This is a genomic window from Enterococcus sp. AMC1251, assembly GCF_058216535.1.
Genome location: NZ_CM177098.1, coordinates 3,243,227 through 3,264,340, shown reverse-complemented (window position 1 = coordinate 3,264,340; position 21,114 = coordinate 3,243,227). Strand labels below are relative to the sequence as shown.

Genomic DNA, 21,114 nt, shown 5'->3' with positions numbered 1-21,114 from the left:
TGTTTTATTAGAAAAAATAAAATATTCGATCTAGAAGATGTATGTTGCAGTTAAATTGATTATAAAAAACAAGAAAAATTAGAGGTTGACATGTGCAGCGTTAAAGGTTGTTGTGCCGTTGTTTTATTATGCGTATTATTTTCCACTAAAGAAATAAACAAATTTAAATATTATTTATGGGGCGATCATGTATATGAAAGATAAAGTTATTAATTTTATTGCGATAACAGTAGCATGCAGTCTAATATTCTATGTTAATCGCGTAGTTAGTTTTGCTGAGGACAACACTAAAATAGTTAGTGAGAGCAATAATTTATTTAATGAAAAAGATAACACGCTTAATAAAAATGGGGTGGATTTAGATGCTTTCAAAGTATCTTTACCAGAGAGTGCTGAACAAAGTACTTTTCCTGTTAATGAAGAGAAAAAATTTTTATGGGGCGATGTACCTTGTACTTTTTCAATAAATGATGGGCAACTGATAATAGGTGGTGGAGTAGTTTTAGAAGAATTTATGGGGGATCAGACGCCTTTTAGATCTAGTAAGTATGGGTATCAGCCAGAAGACATTAGATTAATTATCTTTGAAAGACCAATTACTTTGTTTGGATCCGCAAGTGAATTGTTTAGCGCAAATGATAATTGCATTTCCATTATGGGGCTTGAAAATATTGACACTTCAAATATCACTAATATGAATAGTATGTTTGCGAATGTGGCAGTGATCAATCCAATTAATATTTCAATGTGGAATACTTCCAAGGTGACGGATATGTCACGGATGTTTTATAAGGCTGGAAGTGATTTTGCTCCTTTAAATTTAACTTTGAGTGATTCTAAAACTAATAAAAATTTCAATTTAACGAACATCAGCCAAATGTTTGAAGAGACTTATTTTTATGAAAACTCAAACATTGGAGAAAGTTTCCAATATTTTGATACCAGTAATGTAACTAATATGGATTATTTGTTTAACAATGCTAAAAAAATAGGAACATTAGATTTAAGTAGTCTTCAAATGAATAATGTAACCTCAGTCTATTCTATGTTTGAACGAGCGGAAATAGACATGCTAAGTGTTCCACCAGAAAAACCTGCAAAATTGACTAATATGAGTGGGATGTTTAAAGAACTAGGTGTGCAAGAGTTAGAGTTGTCTAACTGGAATACTTCGGATGTTACTAATATGGATAGCTTGTTTGCGCGTTCAAAGTTAAAAAAAGCACCTATTAACAATTTTGATATGAGCTCAGTTGAATCTGCAAAAACAATGTTTAGTGAAATGATCAATGTATCAGAGTTTAATTTTGGTGATAAATTCGTTACTAAAAATATAAAATACATGGACGATATGTTTTCTTCCATTTCTTGTAAAGAATTAGACTTAAGTTCCTTTGACACATCGGGACTTATATCTATGGACAGGATGTTTTTTTCAAGTAAAATAGAATACCTTAATTTAGAAGGCTGGGAAAATCCCAAATTGGAAAGTATGGATTCAACATTTGCAGGAGATACTAATTTAGAAGGATACATTAAAGTTCTAAATTTGACAAATTTTAATACAAAGAATGTAAAAAATATGGCGTTTTTATTCTACTGTGCGCGTGGACTGGAGAGGTTTGATTTTTCCGCACTAGATGTTTCTTCTGTAGAGGATATGTCTGGAATGTTTCGAGCGAGCTGTTTTGACTCATTTGATTTTAGTACTTGGGATACTAGCAATGTAAAAAATATGTCTGAGATGTTTTCAGGAGATGTAGGATCTGCTAAAATCCCAGTTCCTATGCATATAGAATCACTTGATTTAATAGAATTAAAAACCAACAGTCTACTAAATTCTAATAGAATGTTTGCTAATCTTGATTCTTTAGAATCTATAAATTTAGGGTCATTTTCTTCTTTAGATGCTGTCAGTACGAAAGATATGTTCTTGAATTGTACTGAATTAGCAAAAATAGAATTGAGTAAGTCTATGATCACTTTGCCACAGGATATAAATTTACCTGAAGTGTCAGAAGATTCAAAACACCCTACATCTTGGATGTCAGAAAATTCAGATTTGTTTTTCGAAACGACACAAGAGTTTGTATCAAATTATAGCTACAGTTCGAACACTGATGAGAATGAAGTCATGTTTAGAAGTTTTAAATATACAGTTCAATATACTATTGATAATGAGATTAAAATTGAAAACGACTATTTATATAATGACTCTGTGGAAATCCCAAGATATCTAGATAAAAGATATGAAGTTAATGAATGGAAAGATTCTAAGGCTGGTGTAAGTTATGTTCCTGAAAATCTTGAACTTAATATAGGGGTAGAAAAAGATTCTTATGGAGAAGTTGTTAAATTAGAAGGGGCATTCGTGGAAAGAGAAGTTGATATGGATTTATATTGGAAAGGCTCTAATAGTTCTTTGTTAGAAACTTCTGTTGATGTTGGGGATAAAGAATTAAAATCTCAAATAGAAATAATTCCTTCATTAGACTTCGATGAGGGTGCTACTGAAATAGATCATTTAGTTTCTTATAAAATAAAAACTTTTGACGTTTCTGAAAAAAATAAGGTACTGCTAGACACATCCTATGAAACATTTACTATAAATCAAAAAAATGAATTTTTGTATAATTTATTAGTAAATAATATCAAAGAAGGCATCTCAAATTTAGAAATAGAATTCTATCAATTATCTATTATAGGTGAGGGGATAGAAAATAAGCCAACTATTAAAGAAGGTCCGTCTGGTACGTTGACAATAAATTTAAAAAAAGATAGGTCATTTTCTGTGCTAAATCATACAGATGTCTTACGTTGGGAAGTCAAAACCAGTGAATCAAAAGGACTCATCTATAGAAAATCAGATAATGATTTAGACTTTGTAATTTTGAATAGTTTGAATCCAGAGTCCAATTGGGAGCTAAATTTAGTGCTCGATTTACCTAGCGATACCCCATTTAATTTCATGTGGAAAAATAGCAAAAACGATGCTGGTGTAAGGGTAGAACCCAATAGTCCTATGAAAATATTGAGTAAAACAGAATCAGAGCCTCTTGATTCTTTTAAGCATAAAAAGTCTTGGAGCCACGATACAGGATTATTAATTCAAAGTGACTCTATTCTAAAAAGTGATAACTACAGTGAAGGTATCAGCATCAATTGGATTTTAAGTTCGAATCCAGATTTTTCTTAGATATGTATTCTATTTTTAATAGATAAATATATATATATAAATATTAATGGAGGTTTTTTTATGAAAAAAAGAATGACAGGAATTATGTGTGCAATTGGAATGACAGTAGTCCCAATGGTTATGGGAAGTACAGATGTATCCGCAGAAGCGATGCCGTTTGAGGATAAGGCAGAGTCTAAAGTTGATATTTTAGTTAAAGAAGATCCTAACGTTTCTGACAAAGTTTTTAAGTTTGATTCTGTACCAAGTGGTTTTGCTTTTCTAGGTGATTTAAAAAATGTGGGGAACAATAAGTTAGCTATGCAAGGGGTAACCGTTGGAAACGTAGCAAAAATTGGAGTGAAAACAGATATTGATGATGCAAAAGATTCGAATTTTAAAGTTACAGGTAAAATGGAACAGGTCGTAAGAAATTCTGATAAAAAAATCTTTGATGTTGATACGTTTACGTTGTCCTTCGACAAAAAAACAGTAGATGTTAAAAATGGGGTTGCATCGATTTTGGATAAAAGCCTAATTGGGGAAGAAAAAGATACAGAGTTTTATCACTATTTATATACAAATGAGATAACTGGAAGTAATTTAAGCATTACGACAAATGATAGTGTTTCAAATGGCGATGAATTTTCGGGAACATTATCTTACACGTTGAGCGGAAGTATCGATTTTGCTTAAAAAGTTTAAGACACATATAATTTTTTGAAAGATTGGAAGAACAAATGTTAAAAAAAACAGTAGGATTAATAATTATCATTCTATTTTCTTGTTTTGAAACACCTGTATATGGTGTAGGTATTGTTGAGGAAAGCTATGACAGAGAGTTATCATACTCTGTGTTTCCTGTTCACCCAAGCACGCATCAAGGAGACAAAGACAATTTATTCTTTGATTTAAGGTTAGCGCCAAATGAGGAAACAACTCTTCATTTGAAGATAAATAATGATGGATTAAAAGATGAAAAGTTTAGAATAAATATTGCTCAAGCGACGACATCAAAAACAGGTAGTATTAATTATCTTGAAGAAAAAGAGGGGATTCACGATAGTTTAGATTATGATATTAATGATTTTGTTAGTTATGATGACATCGTAGAAGTCCCTGCAAAAAGTTCCATTGAATACCCTATAAAAGTCAAGTGCCCTGAAAAGACATTTGATGGAATTATTTTAGCAGGAGTATTTGTAGAAATTGATCATTCTTCAGATGAACAAGAAACAGAAGGGATTGTAACAACTACTGGCTACTCTTTTGCACTAATGATTTCTCAAAATGATAATAAATTAGATTCTCAGATTGAGTTGGATAGTGTATATCCAGCAGTGTCTTTCGGAGAAACAAGTGTTGTTGCAAAATTATTCAATCCGGTTATGAAGGGATATGGAGGTCTTTCATATCATGCTGTTATTAGCAAAAATAATAAAGAGTTTATTAATAAACATTATATCGAGAAGGAATTTGCTCCAAATTCCTTCTGCGAATTTGTGATCGATTTGGATAATAAACCCTTGATGGCCGGAAACTATGTGCTCGATTTATCTATAGAAGATAAACGAGGGAATAGCTGGCATTTTGAAGAAGATTTTACTGTAACAAAGAAACAAGCGAATGAAATTAATTCAATAGCAATTACAGATTCAAAAAATAATATCCGATTATATATTTTTATTATTAGCCTTACTGTTGTTTGTATAATTATATATATTGTTTTTAGAAGATACAAAAAAATTAATAAGGAGGAACTAATATGAATAAGTGTAAACTATTTCCGTTACTGAGCTTGATAATTGTAATCCTATTTTATACAGGGATTGAATCAGAAGCTACTATTGTCAAGAGAGTAGAATTAGATTCTTGGGGAACAACTAGCGTCATGTATAATGCCGTAGATGCGTCTATCATTATCTTTGATGGTAAGCTTTCTAAACAAGATCTAGCTAACGAAAATAAGCCATGGGTCAGAGCAGAAAAGGAGCTGGATTATATTCCTACTCTAATGCGTAATGTATCAAACATAGAGTTCCGTAATGTTGAGGTAGAAAATGGTGATTTAAGTTATTTATTCTATGATGCAGAAGGGATCAAATCAGTAGATATGTCAGGTTTAAAAATTTCAGATGGTCCAAATGCGTATATTTGCTTGGATTCAATGTTTGAAAACTGTAAATCATTGAAAACTATAAAAATATCTGATCAGATGGGAACACATACAGTATCAGCAAAAAAAATGTTTAAAAATGCAACATCATTATCTTTTATAGATATGAATATTTTTGATTCTAGAAAATTAAAATATGCCGATGAAATGTTCTCGGGAGCAATAAGTCTCAAACGAATCCAAAATGATCCAAACGTACCAGAGTTCGCTACTGAATTAAACGGATATAGTAGTAATAACTCTTTTGATTTATCTAAGTTGAAGTCTGCAACATATATGTTTAAAGATACTGTAAGTTTAGAACACATAGATTTGAAGGACACTAAATTTAAAACTAACTCGAAAGTTTATACTGGTATTTTTGAAGGATCTGGATTGCAGTCATTTACAACTGTAGCATTTCATAATAGTTACATTGAACTTGACCCATCCATGTTTTTACTTTGGGGAGCTTGGTTTAATCCTGAATTAGGTGATTCTTATGGTAGACATAGAACAACTAACAATTTAATAAGGGATATAGATAAAGATATAGAGTATTCTCTTAATAAAAATAACACTCAACCCAATTATACTCTACGGACTGAATTGACGTATCAAAGAGGTATTTGGTATGGTGTTAACTATCATGCAAATGACGGAACGAATAAGGAAATACCGGATACCGTACACAGTCGATTCAACAAGGAAGACTTCAACTTAAATAATGGTTCTGATTTGGAACAGTATGAAAAGTTTACCTCTTGGAATACTAAAAAAGATGGTTCAGGGGTAAGTTTTAAACCTGGACAAAAAGTCCGAGATTTAAGCTATTTAAATGGCGATACGGTCCATTTATTTGCTCAATATAACAATGATCCGTACACAGTTAAATACGATGCTAATATAGAAGGTGCAACAGGAACGATGCAAGACAAAACTGTTGAATCGGATAAAGAATTTGTTATAGAGGATAGTAAATACAGTAAAGAAGGGTATAAATTCTCTCATTGGACAACAACCAAGGAAGCTAATTCGGATCCTAAACTGTATCCAGGTCAACAAGTTACTAATTTAGCTGAGCCAGGTAAAACAGTGACACTATATGCACAATGGACACCGATTAAATATGAGGTTGTATATAATGATACGATGGATGATGTTAGTTCTCTTTATAAGGAAGTATTACCTCCATACTATCAGGAGATGACATATGATGTGGAAGAAAAATTAATGCCGGTTCAATTTGATAAAAAAGGGTATACGCATTTGGCGTGGAAAGATGCGATGACGGATCCATTGAATAGATATGGAGATGGTGCTGTCGTTAAAAATCTTGCTAAAAATGAAGGAGATTTGGTGCGGTTATTTACGGAATGGAGAGCACATCACTATAGAATTGCATTTCATCCGAATGGTGGGACAGGTTCTATGGAATCAATAAAGTGTATATATGATGAGAGTACGAAATTACCAAAGGAAACTTTTACACGTAAAAATTATATATTCCTTGGCTGGTCCACAGATCCTACAAGTAAGGATCCGGAGTTTGGTTCGGAAGACTTGATCCAGAATTTGACAGATAAAGATTTAGCGGAAGTAACATTGTATGCTATTTGGCAAATAGATCGCTATCTTGATTAATCTATTGATGAAGTATAATAAAACTAATCTAGATCAGTTCAAGTATGTAACACTCTTCGTCTAATAAAAAAATTGAAGAAGGAGGTTATTTTGTTTAATTCAGAATCGTTTCTATATGGTTTAAATAAATTAAATTTAACGCTTTATTCAATAGTAGACAGTCATGAGAAGATTGATACAATAGAGGTTTTTGATAGTTCTAAAGCAAGTCAATTACCTAATACAGGAGAAATAGTTTATTTCTCAGTTGGTTTGTTTGGCATTTTACTCTTTTTCATATTGAATGTTGTTGTTTACTATCTTTATAAAAAATACAGATTAAAAAGAGCTGATTACTTATGATAACTAAAATTTTAAAATCATTCATACTAATAGTTATTTTAGAATTTTGTATTGTTGAAAAATATCTATATGAAGAATGTTACTCATCAGCAGTGGAAGATAGTGAAGTAAGTATTCAAATTTATAATCCGTTGGCTACTATAAAAAGTGTGGAATATCCTTCATTTGATGATTTAGATTTGTTGAAAGATGGTATACAGTCGAAAACAGATTTAGTTATAAGCCTGGATGATCATGGTAACAAGGAAGCAAATTTCAAGTTGAAATATTGTTGGAATATGGTGGATAATAACAAAAAAATAGGCACCAATACAGCGTTTTCTATTGGAAAAGGTTCTCTAACTAGCGATAAATCAGGTGAGGGAAATGTCGAATATACTAGTATAGAAGCCAATAATATTCTTGAAAATAACGTGACTGAATTGATATCAATTAAAAATAAAGGGAGTAATTCTTACGAATATAGAATTCCAAAAGAAAATATTTCTCTAAATATTGATCGTTCTTCAGATGTTGGAACGCATTATATCCGTCAAGTTATTTTTTTAACTTATGTACAAGAAAACAATTAAATTCGGTAGAACAACTTTAAACTTTTTAAGGTTGTTTATATAAAAATTATTTTAGGAGGAATTTTATGAATAAAAAAATTAGTATAGTGGGTCTTATCACGTTAACGAGTGCTTTGTTAGCTACAACTGGGAATGTTGCGTACGCTAAGGATATTCCAGGTGATGTAGATCATGCGAAATCAGATGTTAAAATTAAAGTTAAGTTTCCAAATATTGAGGATAAAGAGACACTAGCCTTTGATACAACGCCAGATGCATTTGATTTTGGACTAAAAGAGATAACTAAGGCGAGTACAAATGTAGAAGCTGAAATCCAAGTGTCTGAAAAAATTTCAGTAATAAAAGATTATGCCAGAGATGATGCTTGGAATGTTAGAGCGACAGCTACTGATCTTACTGATGGTGAAAATACTTATGCATTAGATACTTTTGCATTAAATAATCAAGTGATTGTTGGTACGGGAGCAAATCCAGTCATTATGGATTCTAAAACTAACGGACAAAATGGAGTAGGTACCTACGACTATCCTATAAATAGTGCTAAACTAAAATTTAATTTGCCGACGAATACGCCAACAGGGATTAAAAACCTAAAAGGATCTGTTAATTATGTTTTAGCAGTTACTGAAAAAGCAGAATAATAAAAATCAGAGTGTGGGACAAAAGTAAAAAGCACTTTTGCCTCACACTCTAAAAACGAATAAACGGTGGTGCAAAAGCAGCTACTATGCTCCGATCGCATCAAATTCTAAGTGCTAAAGCATTAAGATTTAAAGGCTTCGGAAATAAGCCGAAATTGCTGAGAAACACAGTAAAGTACAAGCTGATGTAGAACAGTACCTACTTGGTCACAAAAATCCGAAGAACAATTTTCGGGAATTTCTGCTTATTTCTCGGAGCTAAACGCTTTTGTCCAAACCTCTTATAAAAAAATAAAGGAATCAATGTTTGAATGAGAAAAATATATAGCTATGTAATTATTTTTGTTTGTTTTCTCATGTTTAGTGGAGAAATGGTAGCCTTTTCTGAGGAAGAAAAAGACTACGCTTTCGATTTTTCGGTCGAACCTCTAAAGCATGATAAGCAAATAGATGAAGGTCAACGATATTTTAATTTAAGATTATCTCCAGGTGAAGAAGAAGAAGTATATGTAAAAATCAGTAATAATTCTGAAGTAGATACCATATATGAAATCAATGTCAATCAAGCGTATACGAGTAAGTCTGGATATATTGAGTACAATAATAGTGAAGACCAAGCTGGAATGGATGAATCATTGAGATATCCTATTGATGAAATTGTTTCTTACGATAATTTAGTAATGGTTCCAGCAAATTCTGAGAAAAATATTCCAATTCATATTTCTATGCCAATAGAAGAATTCCAAGGCATTATTTTATCTGGAATAGTTATAGAAAAATATGATGAAGAGCAAAGTCAAGAATCTCTGATTACAAATAAATTTAGTTATGTCGTAGGCTTAACGCTATCAGAAACAGATGATGTTGTTGAAAGAGAGATCGTGCTAAATGAAGTTTATCCAGATGTTTCTTTTGGAAAAACAAGTATAATTGCTAAAATTTCAAATACTAAAATGGCTAGTTACGGCTATTTGAAGTATGAAACGTCTATTATTAATTTAGATACGAATAAAGAATTTGTTTCTCGTCAGTACGATAATGACATGGAGCTTGCTCCGAATTCTATGTATAATTTTTCTGTCGATACAAATAGCCAAGTGTTGATTCCAGGGAATTATCAGATGATTCTAAATATAAGTGATAGACAAGGCAATAAATGGGATTTTAATGAAAAGTTTGAAATTACTAAACAGGAAGCTGATAGAATAAATAAAGCAGCAATGGTAAAACCAGTTAACCATAATAAGTATTTATTTTTAGGCATTCTAACAGGTGTATTAGTAATAGGTGTAATCATTTACTGGAGAAGAAAACGTCTATAAAAGCAAGATAAAATGATTAGGTTTTATTTTTTGAATCATTATATCTATAAATTATAAAGATAAAGGTATTGCATATGCTTAAAATTCCAAAAATTATTTTATCTATACTCTTTTTTATAACAGTTATTTCTTCGGAAAATGTAATAGCTGAAGAGATGTATTCCAAAGGCCCACAGCTTGATTTTTTATTGGATGTAAAAGATCAAAATAATGGTTTTACGATACAAAAGAATAGTCAAGAGCAAGCTATTTATGAATGGGGTTCTGCTACATGTTTGTTAGAAAATAATACTTTGATAATAAGTGATGGAATAATAACAGATTCTGACACTCCAATTTGGAATATAAGTGGAAACGGGAGTGTTGCATTAACTATTCAAAATGTCGTGTTTGAAAATTCTATATATAGAGGAAGTATGGCTAATTTATTTAATAGCAAAGGGCTTTTATACTTAAAAAGTGTCGATTTTTCAGGATTAGATACGTCAGAAGTAACAAGCATGGACACTTTATTTTCAAATCTAAATAATAATTTACAACAAGTTACTTTTGGTGATAATTTTTCTAAAGAGTCTACTATAAAAAGTACGAAATATATGTTTAAATCTTGTCCGAGATTAAAAAGCGTTAACTTAACGGGATTAAATACTACGAATGTAGAAAACATGCAAGGGATGTTTTCTGACTGTACAAACTTAGAAGAACTGATCTTGGGTGATTTTCAAACAAGCAATGTTATAGATATGAGCTCTATGTTTTATAAATGCTACAGTTTAGAATCTATTGATCTAAACAATTTTCAAACAAGCAATGTTACAAATATGAGTTTTATGTTCTGTTATTGTTACAGCTTAGAATCTATTGATCTAAGAAATTTTGACACTCAAAATGTAATTACCATGGAGTCAATGTTTGCTAGCTGTAAAAATATCCAGAGATTAGATGTATCTAATTTTAATACATCAAATGTTAACTCTTTCGAAGCGATGTTTTTCGGTTGTACTGGTTTAAGCTCTCTAAACCTAGTTAACTTTAATACATCGAAGGCAAAAACTATGTATGATATGTTTGGAGAATGTTATTATTTAATCGAAATTAATTTAGGTAACTGGGATCATCAACCGATGTTAGAAAATACATCGAGGATGTTTAGAACTTGTCAAGCTTTGGAAAGTTTAAATATGAAAAATTTTGACACTCATAATGTAAAGAATATGAAGGAAATGTTTACTGGTGCATCAAAACTGAAATCATTAGATGTTAGTTCATTTGACACAAGTAACGTAACGAATTATAGTGAATTGTTTCGAAGTATGACGTTGTTAGAAAATTTAAATATAAGTAATTTTAATACTCGTTCTGCGAATATAAAGATGGACAATATGCTAGCTTATACATCTAACCTAAAAAGTATAACTTTGGGTCCGAATACTTTTTTAAATGAATCAACGAAACTTCCGCCTATTCAGGGGGGAGGAGATGATACAACAGGTAGACCAGAATCGTGGGTCTCTACCAAAAACTTAACAACTTATATTTCAACAAAAGATTTTTTAAATAAGTATGAACATAAAGAAGAGAATGAAGATACATATGTCAGGGGCTATCCTTATCAAGTTCAGTACTATGATAATAATACTAAAGAGCTTTTACATGCAAAATATGAAATAACACATGAGAAATTTTTTTTAGAAAACCATGAAACCCCAAGGCAAAATATTTTATCGTGGATGTTGGAAGGTAAGGACTTAGTTATTGGAGAATCTCAAATGAATTTAGGCATAGAAGTGACTAAAACCCCAAAACTAGGTCAAGTTACAAAAATATACGGTGAAATGAAGGACAAAGAAGCAGATGTAGAAGTTTATTGGGCTAGTAATGAATCAGACATCCTTTCTCTTACACAGGATAAAAGTATTGGCTTTGTGGAAGATAAAGTCTATTTTAGACCTTCTATTGATTTAGACGCAGCTTTAGTAACTGAGAAAGAGAAAGAAATTCATTATAAAATAGAAGTTGTTCATAGTAATGAGGATGTAGTCATAGATACTATATTTACCAAAGCGAATGTTAATGAGATGAATGAGGTAGAATTCAATTTAAATACTGAAAGTTTGGGTTATGACAAACAAAATGTTAGGTTAGATTTTTATCAACTTTCTTTTACTGACAATAAAACACCGATAAATGTCAAGGCTAATAGCCATTTATTTATTGATTTATTCATATTTGGCAGTTTTAAAATCACATATAATACCAATTTATTAAAGTGGGAACTATTAAAATCCGAATCAAAAGGTTTGTTAGAACGAAAAGTAGATAACGAAATAAGACTTGACGTGTTGAATAGTCAATTTATAAATTCTCCTTGGAGAGTTAACGTCCAAATTAATGCTCCAGAGCCTCCTCCTTTTAAATTTAGATGGAGACAGGATCCTAGTGATAGGGGACAAGTGTTAGAGCTAGGAAATCCCTTTGTTGTTATGACAAACGAATCCTCTCAAACAATTGATCAGTATAACCATTACAATACTTGGGGCTCAGATAGTGGATTACTTATTGAAACAGATGCTCCTATTGAAGAAGGAACTTATGGAAAAGATGTTACCGTTCGGTGGATAGTAGAACAAGCTCCGAATTTTTCATAAATGTGTAGAAGAAGTATATATTTTTAAGGAATATGTTGTTTTTTTGTTTTAGAGGATGAGGCAAAACTATTTTTTTAGTTTGCCTCATCCTCTTTCAATGTTTTAATACTCTAATTCTTTAATAGCAATCGTCTGCTTTGTCTCCTCAACATCCAATCCAGTCTTCTCTTCCCACCATTGTTTCATCTCACGTTCATAGGTTGTCGGAAACACGTCTACTACTTCACTCATTTTTTTACCCTGTAAACGGGCGTAAGGATAATTAAAAATCAGGTTATATTTAAGCTCTGTCAGCAAACTATAATATTGAAACATCATAAAATATAACGCTTCATCATCTTGAGTTAATAATACATTTGGCGAATGATCTAACATAAATCCAAAACTCCGCATCATAAAAGTGAAAGCATCCATATGATCTTCTTCGATTAGTTCAACTTCTCGTAATAATTTGATATGGGTATTTAATGCATTCGTTAAATCTTGTTTTAATAAATGTGGCTCTACCATAATGATTTCTCCTCTATTTAAATAATTTATGCCAAAATTTTTTTTTAGGCTGTTCAGTTTGAGTCACTGAAACTTGCTTAGGGTATTTTTCTTCAATATCAATCACTTTTTCATTTACTGCTTCTGAGGCAGCGAAAATTAAGCCTAAAGAGTTAGGTGTATTCTCAACAAAGTCATTAACTACTGTGAATTTTACTTTTCGTTCATTGATCAATTTGATATATGCAGACTGTAAATCAATTGATAATGTACCATTTAAAAGAACGGTAGCATCAGGATGTTGTTCTAATTCTTGTAAGAAATTTTTTTTATCTTCTGCATTTTTCATCTGGGCAATCGTCATTGTTAGGTAACACCTTTCACGGAAGGTTCCCATGTACTTGCGTTGTTCTTCTGGTTTCAGTAGCGGGGTGCCATACATTGCATTATCTAAATGTTTCTGTAAGTCATCTTTTGCCATTAATTATCTAACCTGCTTCCATATAATCTTACTTCAAATTATAGCATAGAACAAACAGGAAACACCTGAAGAACTGAATTTCCTCACTAATTGAGAATCAATAACAGTGAAAAAGGTGTTGCTTTTATGACTAATTTCGCATAGACTAATAAACAAGAATGAAAATCATTCTCAATTAGAACGTTAGCTTATAAAGCTAAACAGCTAGAAAAACGGAGCAAGTATATGAAAAAAATAGGCCTATTTGTTCTCTTACTCCTTTTGATTGTATTATCGATTTTTGTCGGAGTAAAAGATATTTCTCTGACACAATTATTTCAATGGGATTCACAGCAACAATTAGTATTATTAACAACCAGACTGCCTCGGACGATTAGTCTGGTGATTGCTGGAAGTACAATCAGTATTTCTGGGTTGATCATGCAGCATTTAACACAGAATAAATTTGTTTCGCCAAGTACAGCAGGTACGATGGATAGTGCGCGTTTAGGGATTTTAGTCGTAATGATTTTGTTTCCAAGTGCACCGTTATTATTTCGATCGTTCATTGCCTTCTTGTTTGCTTTTGGTGGCACATTGATTTTTATTTATTTAACACGCTTTTTACCTGCAAAAAATCAAGTGATGATTCCGCTGATCGGCGTGATGTTTGGCAATATCATTGGTTCAGTAGCGACATTTTTTGCGTATCAATTTCAACTCGTTCAAAATATGTCTTCTTGGTTGCAGGGGAATTTTTCCACAGTGATGAAAGGCAATTATGAATTGCTCTATCTGACAATTCCGTTATTGATGATTACGTATCTTTTTGCGTATCGCTTTACGGTAGTCGGAATGGGGGAAGATATGGCAACGAATCTGGGCTTGAATTATCAGCGGATTCAGCTATTTGGTTTAGGGATCGTGGCATTATCCAGTGCTGTTGTCTTGATTATGGTGGGGAATATTCCGTTCCTAGGAGTGATCGTGCCCAATGTTATATCCATGCGTTATGGGGATCATATGAAAAATACATTAGCAATCACAGCAATCGGTGGAAGTATTTTTCTATTGGCATGTGATGTGTTAGCGCGTGTTGTGATTGCGCCTTACGAAGTGCCAGTCAGTGTGGTTGTTGGTGTGCTCGGCAGTTTTATTTTTATCGCATTACTGATGAGGAGGAAAATAGTATGAAAAAATTCTTCCAGTCATCAGCGGTAAAAATTATTTTATTGTTGATTGCCGTGATTGCGGTTTGCGCTTTGTATGTGACCTATAAAACCTATGGGAACTGGGCATTTGCTTTAGAACTTAGAGGGAAAAAATTACTGGCTTTTGTATTTGTCGGAATTGCGGTTACGTTTTCAACGATTAGTTTTCAAACGATGACACAGAACCACTTTTTAACACCGAATATTTTGGGGCTGGATTCACTATACGTTTTTATTCAAACCGTGTTGTTCTTCTTTTTAGGTGGACAGCAACTGTTAGGTAATGAGACGATTGCTACATTTTTTTTGAATGTTTTATTGATGGTGAGTGCGAGCACTATGCTATCTCGCTTCTTATTGAAAAAAGGCGGTAATGATCTGTTTCTATTGTTGATGATCGGGATTATTTTAGGGACATTTTTTAATAGTATCAGTACATTCTTACAAGTTGTGATGGATCCAAATGAATATGATTTACTACAAGGTAAATTATTTGCTAGTTTTGGGAATGTAGACAGTCAGCATCTACTCATTGCAGGCATTTTGATTATGTTTCTAGTTGGTTTCTTATGGCTAAAAAGCCATGCGTTGGATGTCTTGCATTTAGGGAATGAGCAAGCAACTAGTTTAGGAATCAATGTGCCGCGATTTCAGTTTATCTTGTTGACGGTTATTGGTGGACTGATCGGACTTTCGACAGCGTTAGTAGGTCCAGTAACGTTTCTTGGGTTTATTGTGGCAAATATGAGTTATCAACTAATGGGTACCTATCGACATCGTGAATTATTTTTAGGCGGTAGTTTATTATCGATCCTATTATTAGTGTTTGGACAGTTTCTTGTAGAACAAGTTTTTCAGTTGAACACGACGTTAAGTATTGTGATCGAGTTTGGTGGCGGGGTTTATTTTGTCGGAAAGATTATTAGTGAAAGGAAGCAGCGCAGATGATCGAAATCAAGAATGTTTCAAAAAGATATGGTGAGAAGATTGTTGTTTCAGAGGTTCAATTGCCGATTACAGAGCAAAAATTAACAGCCTTTATCGGTCCGAATGGGGCAGGCAAAAGTACGTTGCTTTCAATGATGAGTCGTTTGATTCCAAAAGATACTGGTGAGATTTATTTAGATCACAACGAAGTAAAAACTTGGAAACAAAGTGAACTGTCTAAAAAGCTATCGATTTTAAAACAAACGAATGGTATCAATTTGAAAATTACAGTTAGAGAGTTGGTCAATTTTGGACGTTTTCCTTACAGTAAAGGACGTTTAAAAAAAGAAGATCATGAAAAAGTCGAAGAAGCAATGGAAAATCTAGGGTTATTGGATTTAGCAGATGAACTGATTGATACATTATCAGGTGGGCAATTACAGCGCGTGTATATTGCAATGGTCTTAGCACAGGATACGGATTATATTTTACTGGACGAGCCGTTGAATAATCTAGATATGAATTTTGCAGTACAAATGATGCAGACCTTACGACGTTTGGTGGATGAATTTGGTAAAACCGTCATCATCGTGTTACATGATATTAATTTTGCAGCAAGCTATGCAGATGAGATCGTTGCAATGAAAGATGGCCGGTTATTCACACATGGTAATACGGATGACATTATCCAATCGGACGTTTTGAATAAGCTTTACGATATGAATATCCGGATTTGTGAGATCGAGGGAAAAAGATTTTGTATGTATTTTAACTAGAAAAGCGGAACACGTTTGCTCTGCCTTTGAGCAGTATAAGAAGAAAAATTTGAGCAGAGTGCTTTTCTCTGTGAATTTTTATTCGTTATTGCCGAAAAGGCTAACGTGTGTAGCTAGATCAAGAAAAGCGGAACAAACATATTAAGTCATGATAGAAAATTAATTAAATCGGGGGAAATAAAATGAAAAAGAAACTCTTAGCAATGGCAACCGTATCAATGATCGCATTACTTACATTAGGTGCATGTGGAAATAATGGAAAAAAAACTACAGATGGTTCAGCTTCTAAAGAATCAAATTCAGATGCAGCAACAACGATCACAGTAAAAGATTCAAATGGTTCAGTAGAAGTTCCTAAGAATCCTAAAAAAGTCGTTGTTTTTGATAATGGTTCATTAGATACAATGGATGCGTTAGGTGTTGGCGACACAGTTATAGGAGCACCAACGAAAAACTTACCTAAATATTTAGACAGCTATAAAAAAGTAGAATCAGCAGGTGGTATCAAAGAGCCGGATTTAGAAAAAATCAATCAATTAAAACCAGACATGATCATTATCTCTGGACGTCAACAAGATTTCCAAGATAAATTAAGCAAAATCGCACCAACAATTTATCTGTCTGTAGATGCTAAAGATACATGGAATGCTACAAAGAAAAATATCGAAACCCTAGCTGAAATTTTCGACAAGAAAGACGAAGCAAAAACAAAAATTAACGATTTAGAAAAAGAAATTGCAGATAGTAAAGAAAAAGCACAAGCAAGTGATGAAAAAGCGTTAGTTGTTTTAGTAAACGAAGGACAACTTTCTGCGTATGGTAAGGGTTCTCGTTTTGGTATCGTACATGATACGTTTGGTTTCAAACAAGCAGATGACGCTATTGAAGCATCGACGCATGGACAAAGCGTTTCATATGAATATGTCTTAGAAAAAAATCCTGATATCTTGTTTGTTGTTGACCGTACCAAAGCAATTGGTGGGGATGATACAAATGACAACATAGAAAATAACGAGTTAGTCAAACAAACAAATGCTGGTAAAAATGGGAAAGTCATTTCTTTACAGCCAGACGTTTGGTACCTAAGTGGTGGCGGCTTAGAATCTACGCACTTGATGATTGAAGATGTACAAAAAGCTCTGAAATAAACAGAAAATAAGTACAAAAGTATTTAGTTCTTCTCTAGACTAATGTTTAGAGTGAAACAATCAAGCTATTACTTCTTACCATGTAAAATGATAAGAAGTAATAGCTTGATTGTTTTCATTTAACTTATTGCATGCTAAGTTTCAAAAAGGCGCTAGGGAAAAGTGGAGATAGTTAAAATAAGTTTATTTTAATGAATTTAATTTGTCGAACAACATTTTTTTACTGACGGGATAGACAATAGGTGCTGTGTTGGACAAAAGTTCCTCATTTATTTCCACGGAATAAACTTGATTGCTTTCATATAGCTGTAAAAAGTAAGAGGAACTGATACTATCCATAACGACTCTATATTGTGTGTAATCAATGTTTCCATCATCTTTAATATCAATCCCTTTGGGAATTGTAACACTGTCTAATACATGGAAAATATTGTTCACCATCTCTTCCATTGTTGTGTTCGTCACCATATTATATTTTAAAAATGCAGTTCGAACGAAACGATCTGTGGATATATAGCTTCCAGGGAGGCCCCAAGTTCCTGATCCTTGTCCAAATGGTGTCAGAGTTAATGGTCCTAATTTTTGTGATGGATTATTTGTTGGTTTGATAGAAGTGTACTGATTTAAATTTTGTAGATGCCATTCTAAGCTAGGACTATTTGTCATAACGCCAATGGGATTATCTTTTACGATCAATTGTTTTTGATTTGTTTCTATTGTAATCGTTTCTCCAGAAGAATCAGTGACAATAAAGTGAAGTGGAACAGTAATACCCAGTAAAGCGACAGGAGAATCAACTAAAGTAACTGTTTCAATTTTCTCTTTAATTTCAGCAATGGATTCGTTTTCACCTAATAACCACATAATAAATTGATGTGGTGCTAAGTTGTTTTGCCCAGATACACTATCTGTTACATAGTCAGCTTCATTTGGATAATAGAGTTCAGCTGCAATTACGCCTTTTTCATTGACCCCATCTGCAAAAATATAGTCTTCTAGTTTTTTACCGGTACCTATAAAGCCGTATGTATTTTGATGTGTTTCTCCATTAAAAGAAGACCACTCAAACCCTCTAGGCATAAAGATTGGTTGTCCTTCAAGTAAAAAACTAAAATCCATTGTTCTAGATAAATAATGTTGTTGATCTTTAACAGACACAGTGAAACTTGTACACATAAAATTTTCTCCTTAGTTTAAAATTTAACACTAATGTGTTTACCTTGATTAATAATATGCAAAATATTTGTATTGAAATTTTCTTTTTGAAGCTCTGTTACAATAGTTAAGCCGCTAGCACCACTATTTAGGACATCAATTTTTAAAGGCATATCGCCTTTCTTCATTCTTTGTATTTCTCTTGTAACTAAAGGTATTTTAACATAGTATGGAGGTGAAATTTTTCAAAATTATTAGGATCTTTTTTTTTAAAAGCGAAATAAAATGAAATTATACATAGAAATCACTAGTTAATAAATTTAGTCCAATGAACAGACAAAATAACTGATTAGGATAGTCTATTTATAACGTAGCATATGAATGTAGGAGGTTTTTTCATTGTTTGAATCGCATATTGAAAAAGATATTTTAATTAAATCAGAACTAGTAGCTCAAATGTTTCAAGGTGAAACAATCGTTATATCGAGAGTTAGTCAACTTTTTCAACTATCTTCTACGACTTTGATTGACTATGTAGAAGAAATTTGCGAGCGATTAAAACCATATATAATAGATAAAAATTATTATTATGGTGAATATAAAATAACGATTTCTACTCAGTTTCCAGTATACGTTTATCAGAAAGTTATTTTTAAGAATTCAAAATTTTTGCAAGGTACCTTATTGTATTTGCAAGATCGTACGCATTATTTAGATTTTGTTGGAAAACTGTATATTTCTGTAGGATCTTCTTATAACTTGAAGCAAAAAGTAGAAGAAGCATTTAAACAATTATTGTTAACGTTTGAAGAGATGAATGAATTAGAGTATCGTTTGTTATGTATGAACCTTAGTTTGAAAGTGACGCCTGTTTTTTCTATGAAAAAAAATAGAGGATTTCAAAAATGTTTAAATTATTTCTTTACTTTTATTCAAGACAAAGGTTTTTTGTTAACGCCAGAAAATAAATATTATGTGGCGATGGGATTTCTGATAGCTCACAAGAGAAGTGCATATACGATTCATTACACTAAGGAACGCAAAAAAATGTTGGAACAGTTAGCGATGTTTCAACAAATGAATGAATTCTATAGAGTAAGTGATTTAAAGAGCTACTTAGCGGAAGAAGAGATTTATTTTTTAACAACTATTCTTAATTCTTGTCACTATACATTTGCAACAATCGATATATTTAATCAGCATTATGCGCAATTAAATGAATTGTTTCTTTATAAGCAGCTGAATTCAGTTGAACTTTTAAACCAATTTTCAGAACAATTTAGTACAAATGTACAGGAAAATCATTTTTTCGTAAATGCAGTGACAAAATTGTTGAAAACAGCTCATCAGAATGAACAGCTATTTTTTCCATCACAGTGTATCTGTTTAACAGAGAAAGAGAATGCTATTTATCAAGAAATCAGACAAATGATAATTCTGTTCTCAAAAAATACACGCACGCCATGTCTATTCAATGAAAATTATATTAAACGTTTTACAAAAGAAGTTGTTTTTTTATTGGATCAAGATAAAAAAGTAACGAGTGTCTTTGTCATTCTAACAAATAGAGTATACAATTCTTTGATTATGAGTATATTTCAAGAAAAGAAAGACTATTTAAATATCCCTACACACCTTTTTAATTCTTATATAGAGTTGAAACAAATGGATGCGCAAACGTTAGAAAAGGCAATTATTTTCTACGATGATGTTCTTGACGCTCCAACTATTCCTGTAAAAGCAGCGATTCCAATTAATGTGAAAACAATTTGCGGGCGATTTTCTTAGTTACACGATAAACTATATGTTGGAAAGAAAGAGAAGAATAAGCATATGAAATTCATAAAAGAAAAAGGGTTTTATCTCATGATTATTGTATTGTGTAGTGAGATAATCATACCAATCATATTGGCCCATTACTATCCGAGCTATCATGCTGCAACGATGCCGATTAGTGCGTTAGGAGAAGATGGCAGTCCTGTTCAAATGCTGTTTAAAAGATGGCAAATCATTGATGGCTGTTTATTTCTATTGACGATTCCCACATTTTACACGCATTTCAAAATAGTATCAAAAAAAGCGGCCATTTTTTTAGGGGTATCGATTGCGACATTTGCAATTTCGGATTGCATTGTTTCAGGAGTAGCGAACCATGTGAGTGATCCAAACCAGAGAGGGATTTTAGCCATGATTCATTTATATGGATCAGGGATAGGAATTACAGGACTATTGGTAGGCGCATTTATTTTCATCTATTTAAGTATTCTCGAAGAAAAAAGATCATTAATTCTATTTTCCAGTATAACGTTTGTTGGAGCATTGTTTTCAATGGTCGTACTGTCTAGAATAAGTAGCTATGTTGGCATTTCTCAAAGAGCGAGTTTATTGTTGTTATACAGTTCGTTTTTTGTTGTCTCAGTGGAAAACTTAAAGAAAAAATAACAAAAAA

19 protein-coding genes are annotated in these 21,114 nt (G+C 32.3%); 15 read left to right on the top strand and 4 right to left on the bottom strand.

Going from position 1 to position 21,114, the window contains the following annotated elements; translation table 11 throughout:
• The first annotated feature begins 193 nt into the window (after nt 1-193).
• The 9 genes from AC4BBR_RS15445 (at nt 194) to AC4BBR_RS15405 (ending at nt 12,499) form a co-directional block, all read left to right on the top strand.
• Nucleotides 194-3,196: a BspA family leucine-rich repeat surface protein gene (locus AC4BBR_RS15445; RefSeq protein WP_490460362.1), complete on the top strand. Its 3,003-nt coding sequence runs from the start codon at nt 194-196 to the stop codon at nt 3,194-3,196.
• A 60-nt stretch (nt 3,197-3,256) separates the two neighbouring features.
• Nucleotides 3,257-3,871 carry a hypothetical protein gene (locus AC4BBR_RS15440; protein WP_490460361.1) on the top strand — a complete coding sequence of 205 codons (615 nt, stop codon included), beginning with the start codon at nt 3,257-3,259 and terminating at the stop codon, nt 3,869-3,871.
• Nucleotides 3,872-3,915: 44 nt separating this feature from the next.
• Nucleotides 3,916-4,944 carry a DUF916 domain-containing protein gene (locus tag AC4BBR_RS15435; protein ID WP_490460360.1) on the top strand — a complete coding sequence of 343 codons (1,029 nt, stop codon included), beginning with the start codon at nt 3,916-3,918 and terminating at the stop codon, nt 4,942-4,944.
• Nucleotides 4,941-6,974, top strand: a complete 2,034-nt coding sequence (locus AC4BBR_RS15430; RefSeq protein WP_490460359.1) for an InlB B-repeat-containing protein — start codon at nt 4,941-4,943, stop codon at nt 6,972-6,974. The genes AC4BBR_RS15435 and AC4BBR_RS15430 overlap by 4 nt, the downstream gene beginning before the upstream one ends.
• A gap of 90 nt (nt 6,975-7,064) precedes the next feature.
• Entirely contained in the window at nt 7,065-7,316 is a 252-nt protein-coding gene (locus tag AC4BBR_RS15425; protein WP_490460358.1) for an LPXTG cell wall anchor domain-containing protein, read from the top strand.
• Complete coding sequence (locus AC4BBR_RS15420; protein WP_490460357.1) at nt 7,313-7,888, top strand: hypothetical protein; 576 nt, start codon at nt 7,313-7,315, stop codon at nt 7,886-7,888. Before AC4BBR_RS15425 ends, AC4BBR_RS15420 begins: the two co-directional genes overlap by 4 nt.
• Nucleotides 7,889-7,953: 65 nt before the next feature.
• Nucleotides 7,954-8,529, top strand: coding sequence for a hypothetical protein (locus tag AC4BBR_RS15415; protein WP_490460356.1), 576 nt, complete (start codon nt 7,954-7,956; stop codon nt 8,527-8,529).
• A 311-nt stretch (nt 8,530-8,840) separates the two neighbouring features.
• Nucleotides 8,841-9,851 (top strand): WxLIP family cell surface protein, encoded by a 1,011-nt coding sequence (locus AC4BBR_RS15410; protein ID WP_490460355.1) that lies wholly within the window; start codon nt 8,841-8,843, stop codon nt 9,849-9,851.
• Nucleotides 9,852-9,925: 74 nt separating this feature from the next.
• A complete protein-coding gene (locus tag AC4BBR_RS15405; RefSeq protein ID WP_490460354.1) occupies nt 9,926-12,499 on the top strand; it encodes a BspA family leucine-rich repeat surface protein in 2,574 nt (857 codons plus the stop codon).
• 102 nt (nt 12,500-12,601) lie between these two features.
• Here the strand turns inward: AC4BBR_RS15405 and AC4BBR_RS15400 are convergent, their stop codons facing one another.
• Together AC4BBR_RS15400 and AC4BBR_RS15395 are read right to left on the bottom strand one after the other, a co-directional pair.
• On the bottom strand, nt 12,602-13,009 hold the full coding sequence (locus AC4BBR_RS15400) for a hypothetical protein (protein ID WP_490460353.1): 408 nt from the start codon (nt 13,007-13,009) through the stop codon (nt 12,602-12,604).
• Nucleotides 13,010-13,022: 13 nt separating this feature from the next.
• Complete coding sequence (locus AC4BBR_RS15395; protein ID WP_490460352.1) at nt 13,023-13,469, bottom strand: YueI family protein; 447 nt, start codon at nt 13,467-13,469, stop codon at nt 13,023-13,025.
• 225 nt (nt 13,470-13,694) lie between these two features.
• Between AC4BBR_RS15395 and fitA the strand changes: the two genes are divergently transcribed.
• From fitA to fitD, 4 genes are all read left to right on the top strand, one after another.
• The gene (gene fitA, locus AC4BBR_RS15390) at nt 13,695-14,642 is read left to right on the top strand and encodes an iron chelate ABC transporter permease FitA (protein WP_490460351.1); all 948 of its coding nucleotides are present in this window, start codon (nt 13,695-13,697) and stop codon (nt 14,640-14,642) included.
• Nucleotides 14,639-15,607: an iron chelate uptake ABC transporter family permease subunit FitB gene (gene fitB / locus AC4BBR_RS15385; RefSeq protein WP_490460350.1), complete on the top strand. Its 969-nt coding sequence runs from the start codon at nt 14,639-14,641 to the stop codon at nt 15,605-15,607. Before fitA ends, fitB begins: the two co-directional genes overlap by 4 nt.
• A complete protein-coding gene (fitC, locus tag AC4BBR_RS15380; RefSeq protein WP_490460349.1) occupies nt 15,604-16,362 on the top strand; it encodes an iron chelate ABC transporter ATP-binding protein FitD in 759 nt (252 codons plus the stop codon). Before fitB ends, fitC begins: the two co-directional genes overlap by 4 nt.
• 182 nt (nt 16,363-16,544) lie before the next feature.
• Nucleotides 16,545-17,510, top strand: coding sequence for an iron chelate ABC transporter substrate-binding protein FitD (gene fitD / locus AC4BBR_RS15375; protein WP_490460348.1), 966 nt, complete (start codon nt 16,545-16,547; stop codon nt 17,508-17,510).
• A 183-nt stretch (nt 17,511-17,693) separates the two neighbouring features.
• On the opposite strand, the gene AC4BBR_RS15370 is transcribed toward fitD, so the two are convergent.
• Both AC4BBR_RS15370 and AC4BBR_RS15365 read right to left on the bottom strand, forming a co-directional pair.
• On the bottom strand, nt 17,694-18,686 hold the full coding sequence (locus AC4BBR_RS15370) for a choloylglycine hydrolase family protein (protein ID WP_490460347.1): 993 nt from the start codon (nt 18,684-18,686) through the stop codon (nt 17,694-17,696).
• A gap of 17 nt (nt 18,687-18,703) precedes the next feature.
• Nucleotides 18,704-18,853, bottom strand: coding sequence for a hypothetical protein (locus tag AC4BBR_RS15365; protein WP_490460346.1), 150 nt, complete (start codon nt 18,851-18,853; stop codon nt 18,704-18,706).
• 211 nt (nt 18,854-19,064) lie between these two features.
• On the opposite strand from AC4BBR_RS15365, the gene AC4BBR_RS15360 reads away from it, so the two are divergent.
• Entirely contained in the window at nt 19,065-20,453 is a 1,389-nt protein-coding gene (locus AC4BBR_RS15360; protein ID WP_490460345.1) for a hypothetical protein, read from the top strand.
• Between the two features lie 45 nt (nt 20,454-20,498).
• A complete protein-coding gene (locus AC4BBR_RS15355) occupies nt 20,499-21,107 on the top strand; it encodes a DUF998 domain-containing protein (protein ID WP_490460344.1) in 609 nt (202 codons plus the stop codon).
• Nucleotides 21,108-21,114 lie beyond the last annotated feature (7 nt).

Excerpts from the sequence above, each read along its gene's own strand:
- AC4BBR_RS15395 (WP_490460352.1), bottom strand. The coding sequence starts at position 13,469 with ATGGCAAAAGATGACTTACAGAAACATTTAGATAATGCAATGTATGGC.
- fitB (WP_490460350.1), top strand. The coding sequence starts at position 14,639 with ATGAAAAAATTCTTCCAGTCATCAGCGGTAAAAATTATTTTATTGTTG.
- AC4BBR_RS15365 (WP_490460346.1), bottom strand. The coding sequence starts at position 18,853 with ATGAAGAAAGGCGATATGCCTTTAAAAATTGATGTCCTAAATAGTGGT.
- fitC (WP_490460349.1), top strand. The coding sequence starts at position 15,604 with ATGATCGAAATCAAGAATGTTTCAAAAAGATATGGTGAGAAGATTGTT.
- AC4BBR_RS15405 (WP_490460354.1), top strand. The coding sequence starts at position 9,926 with ATGCTTAAAATTCCAAAAATTATTTTATCTATACTCTTTTTTATAACA.
- AC4BBR_RS15420 (WP_490460357.1), top strand. The coding sequence starts at position 7,313 with ATGATAACTAAAATTTTAAAATCATTCATACTAATAGTTATTTTAGAA.
- AC4BBR_RS15370 (WP_490460347.1), bottom strand. The coding sequence starts at position 18,686 with ATGTGTACAAGTTTCACTGTGTCTGTTAAAGATCAACAACATTATTTA.
- fitA (WP_490460351.1), top strand. The coding sequence starts at position 13,695 with ATGAAAAAAATAGGCCTATTTGTTCTCTTACTCCTTTTGATTGTATTA.
- AC4BBR_RS15400 (WP_490460353.1), bottom strand. The coding sequence starts at position 13,009 with ATGGTAGAGCCACATTTATTAAAACAAGATTTAACGAATGCATTAAAT.
- AC4BBR_RS15440 (WP_490460361.1), top strand. The coding sequence starts at position 3,257 with ATGAAAAAAAGAATGACAGGAATTATGTGTGCAATTGGAATGACAGTA.
- AC4BBR_RS15355 (WP_490460344.1), top strand. The coding sequence starts at position 20,499 with ATGAAATTCATAAAAGAAAAAGGGTTTTATCTCATGATTATTGTATTG.
- AC4BBR_RS15410 (WP_490460355.1), top strand. The coding sequence starts at position 8,841 with ATGAGAAAAATATATAGCTATGTAATTATTTTTGTTTGTTTTCTCATG.
- AC4BBR_RS15415 (WP_490460356.1), top strand. The coding sequence starts at position 7,954 with ATGAATAAAAAAATTAGTATAGTGGGTCTTATCACGTTAACGAGTGCT.
- fitD (WP_490460348.1), top strand. The coding sequence starts at position 16,545 with ATGAAAAAGAAACTCTTAGCAATGGCAACCGTATCAATGATCGCATTA.
- AC4BBR_RS15445 (WP_490460362.1), top strand. The coding sequence starts at position 194 with ATGAAAGATAAAGTTATTAATTTTATTGCGATAACAGTAGCATGCAGT.
- AC4BBR_RS15430 (WP_490460359.1), top strand. The coding sequence starts at position 4,941 with ATGAATAAGTGTAAACTATTTCCGTTACTGAGCTTGATAATTGTAATC.
- AC4BBR_RS15435 (WP_490460360.1), top strand. The coding sequence starts at position 3,916 with ATGTTAAAAAAAACAGTAGGATTAATAATTATCATTCTATTTTCTTGT.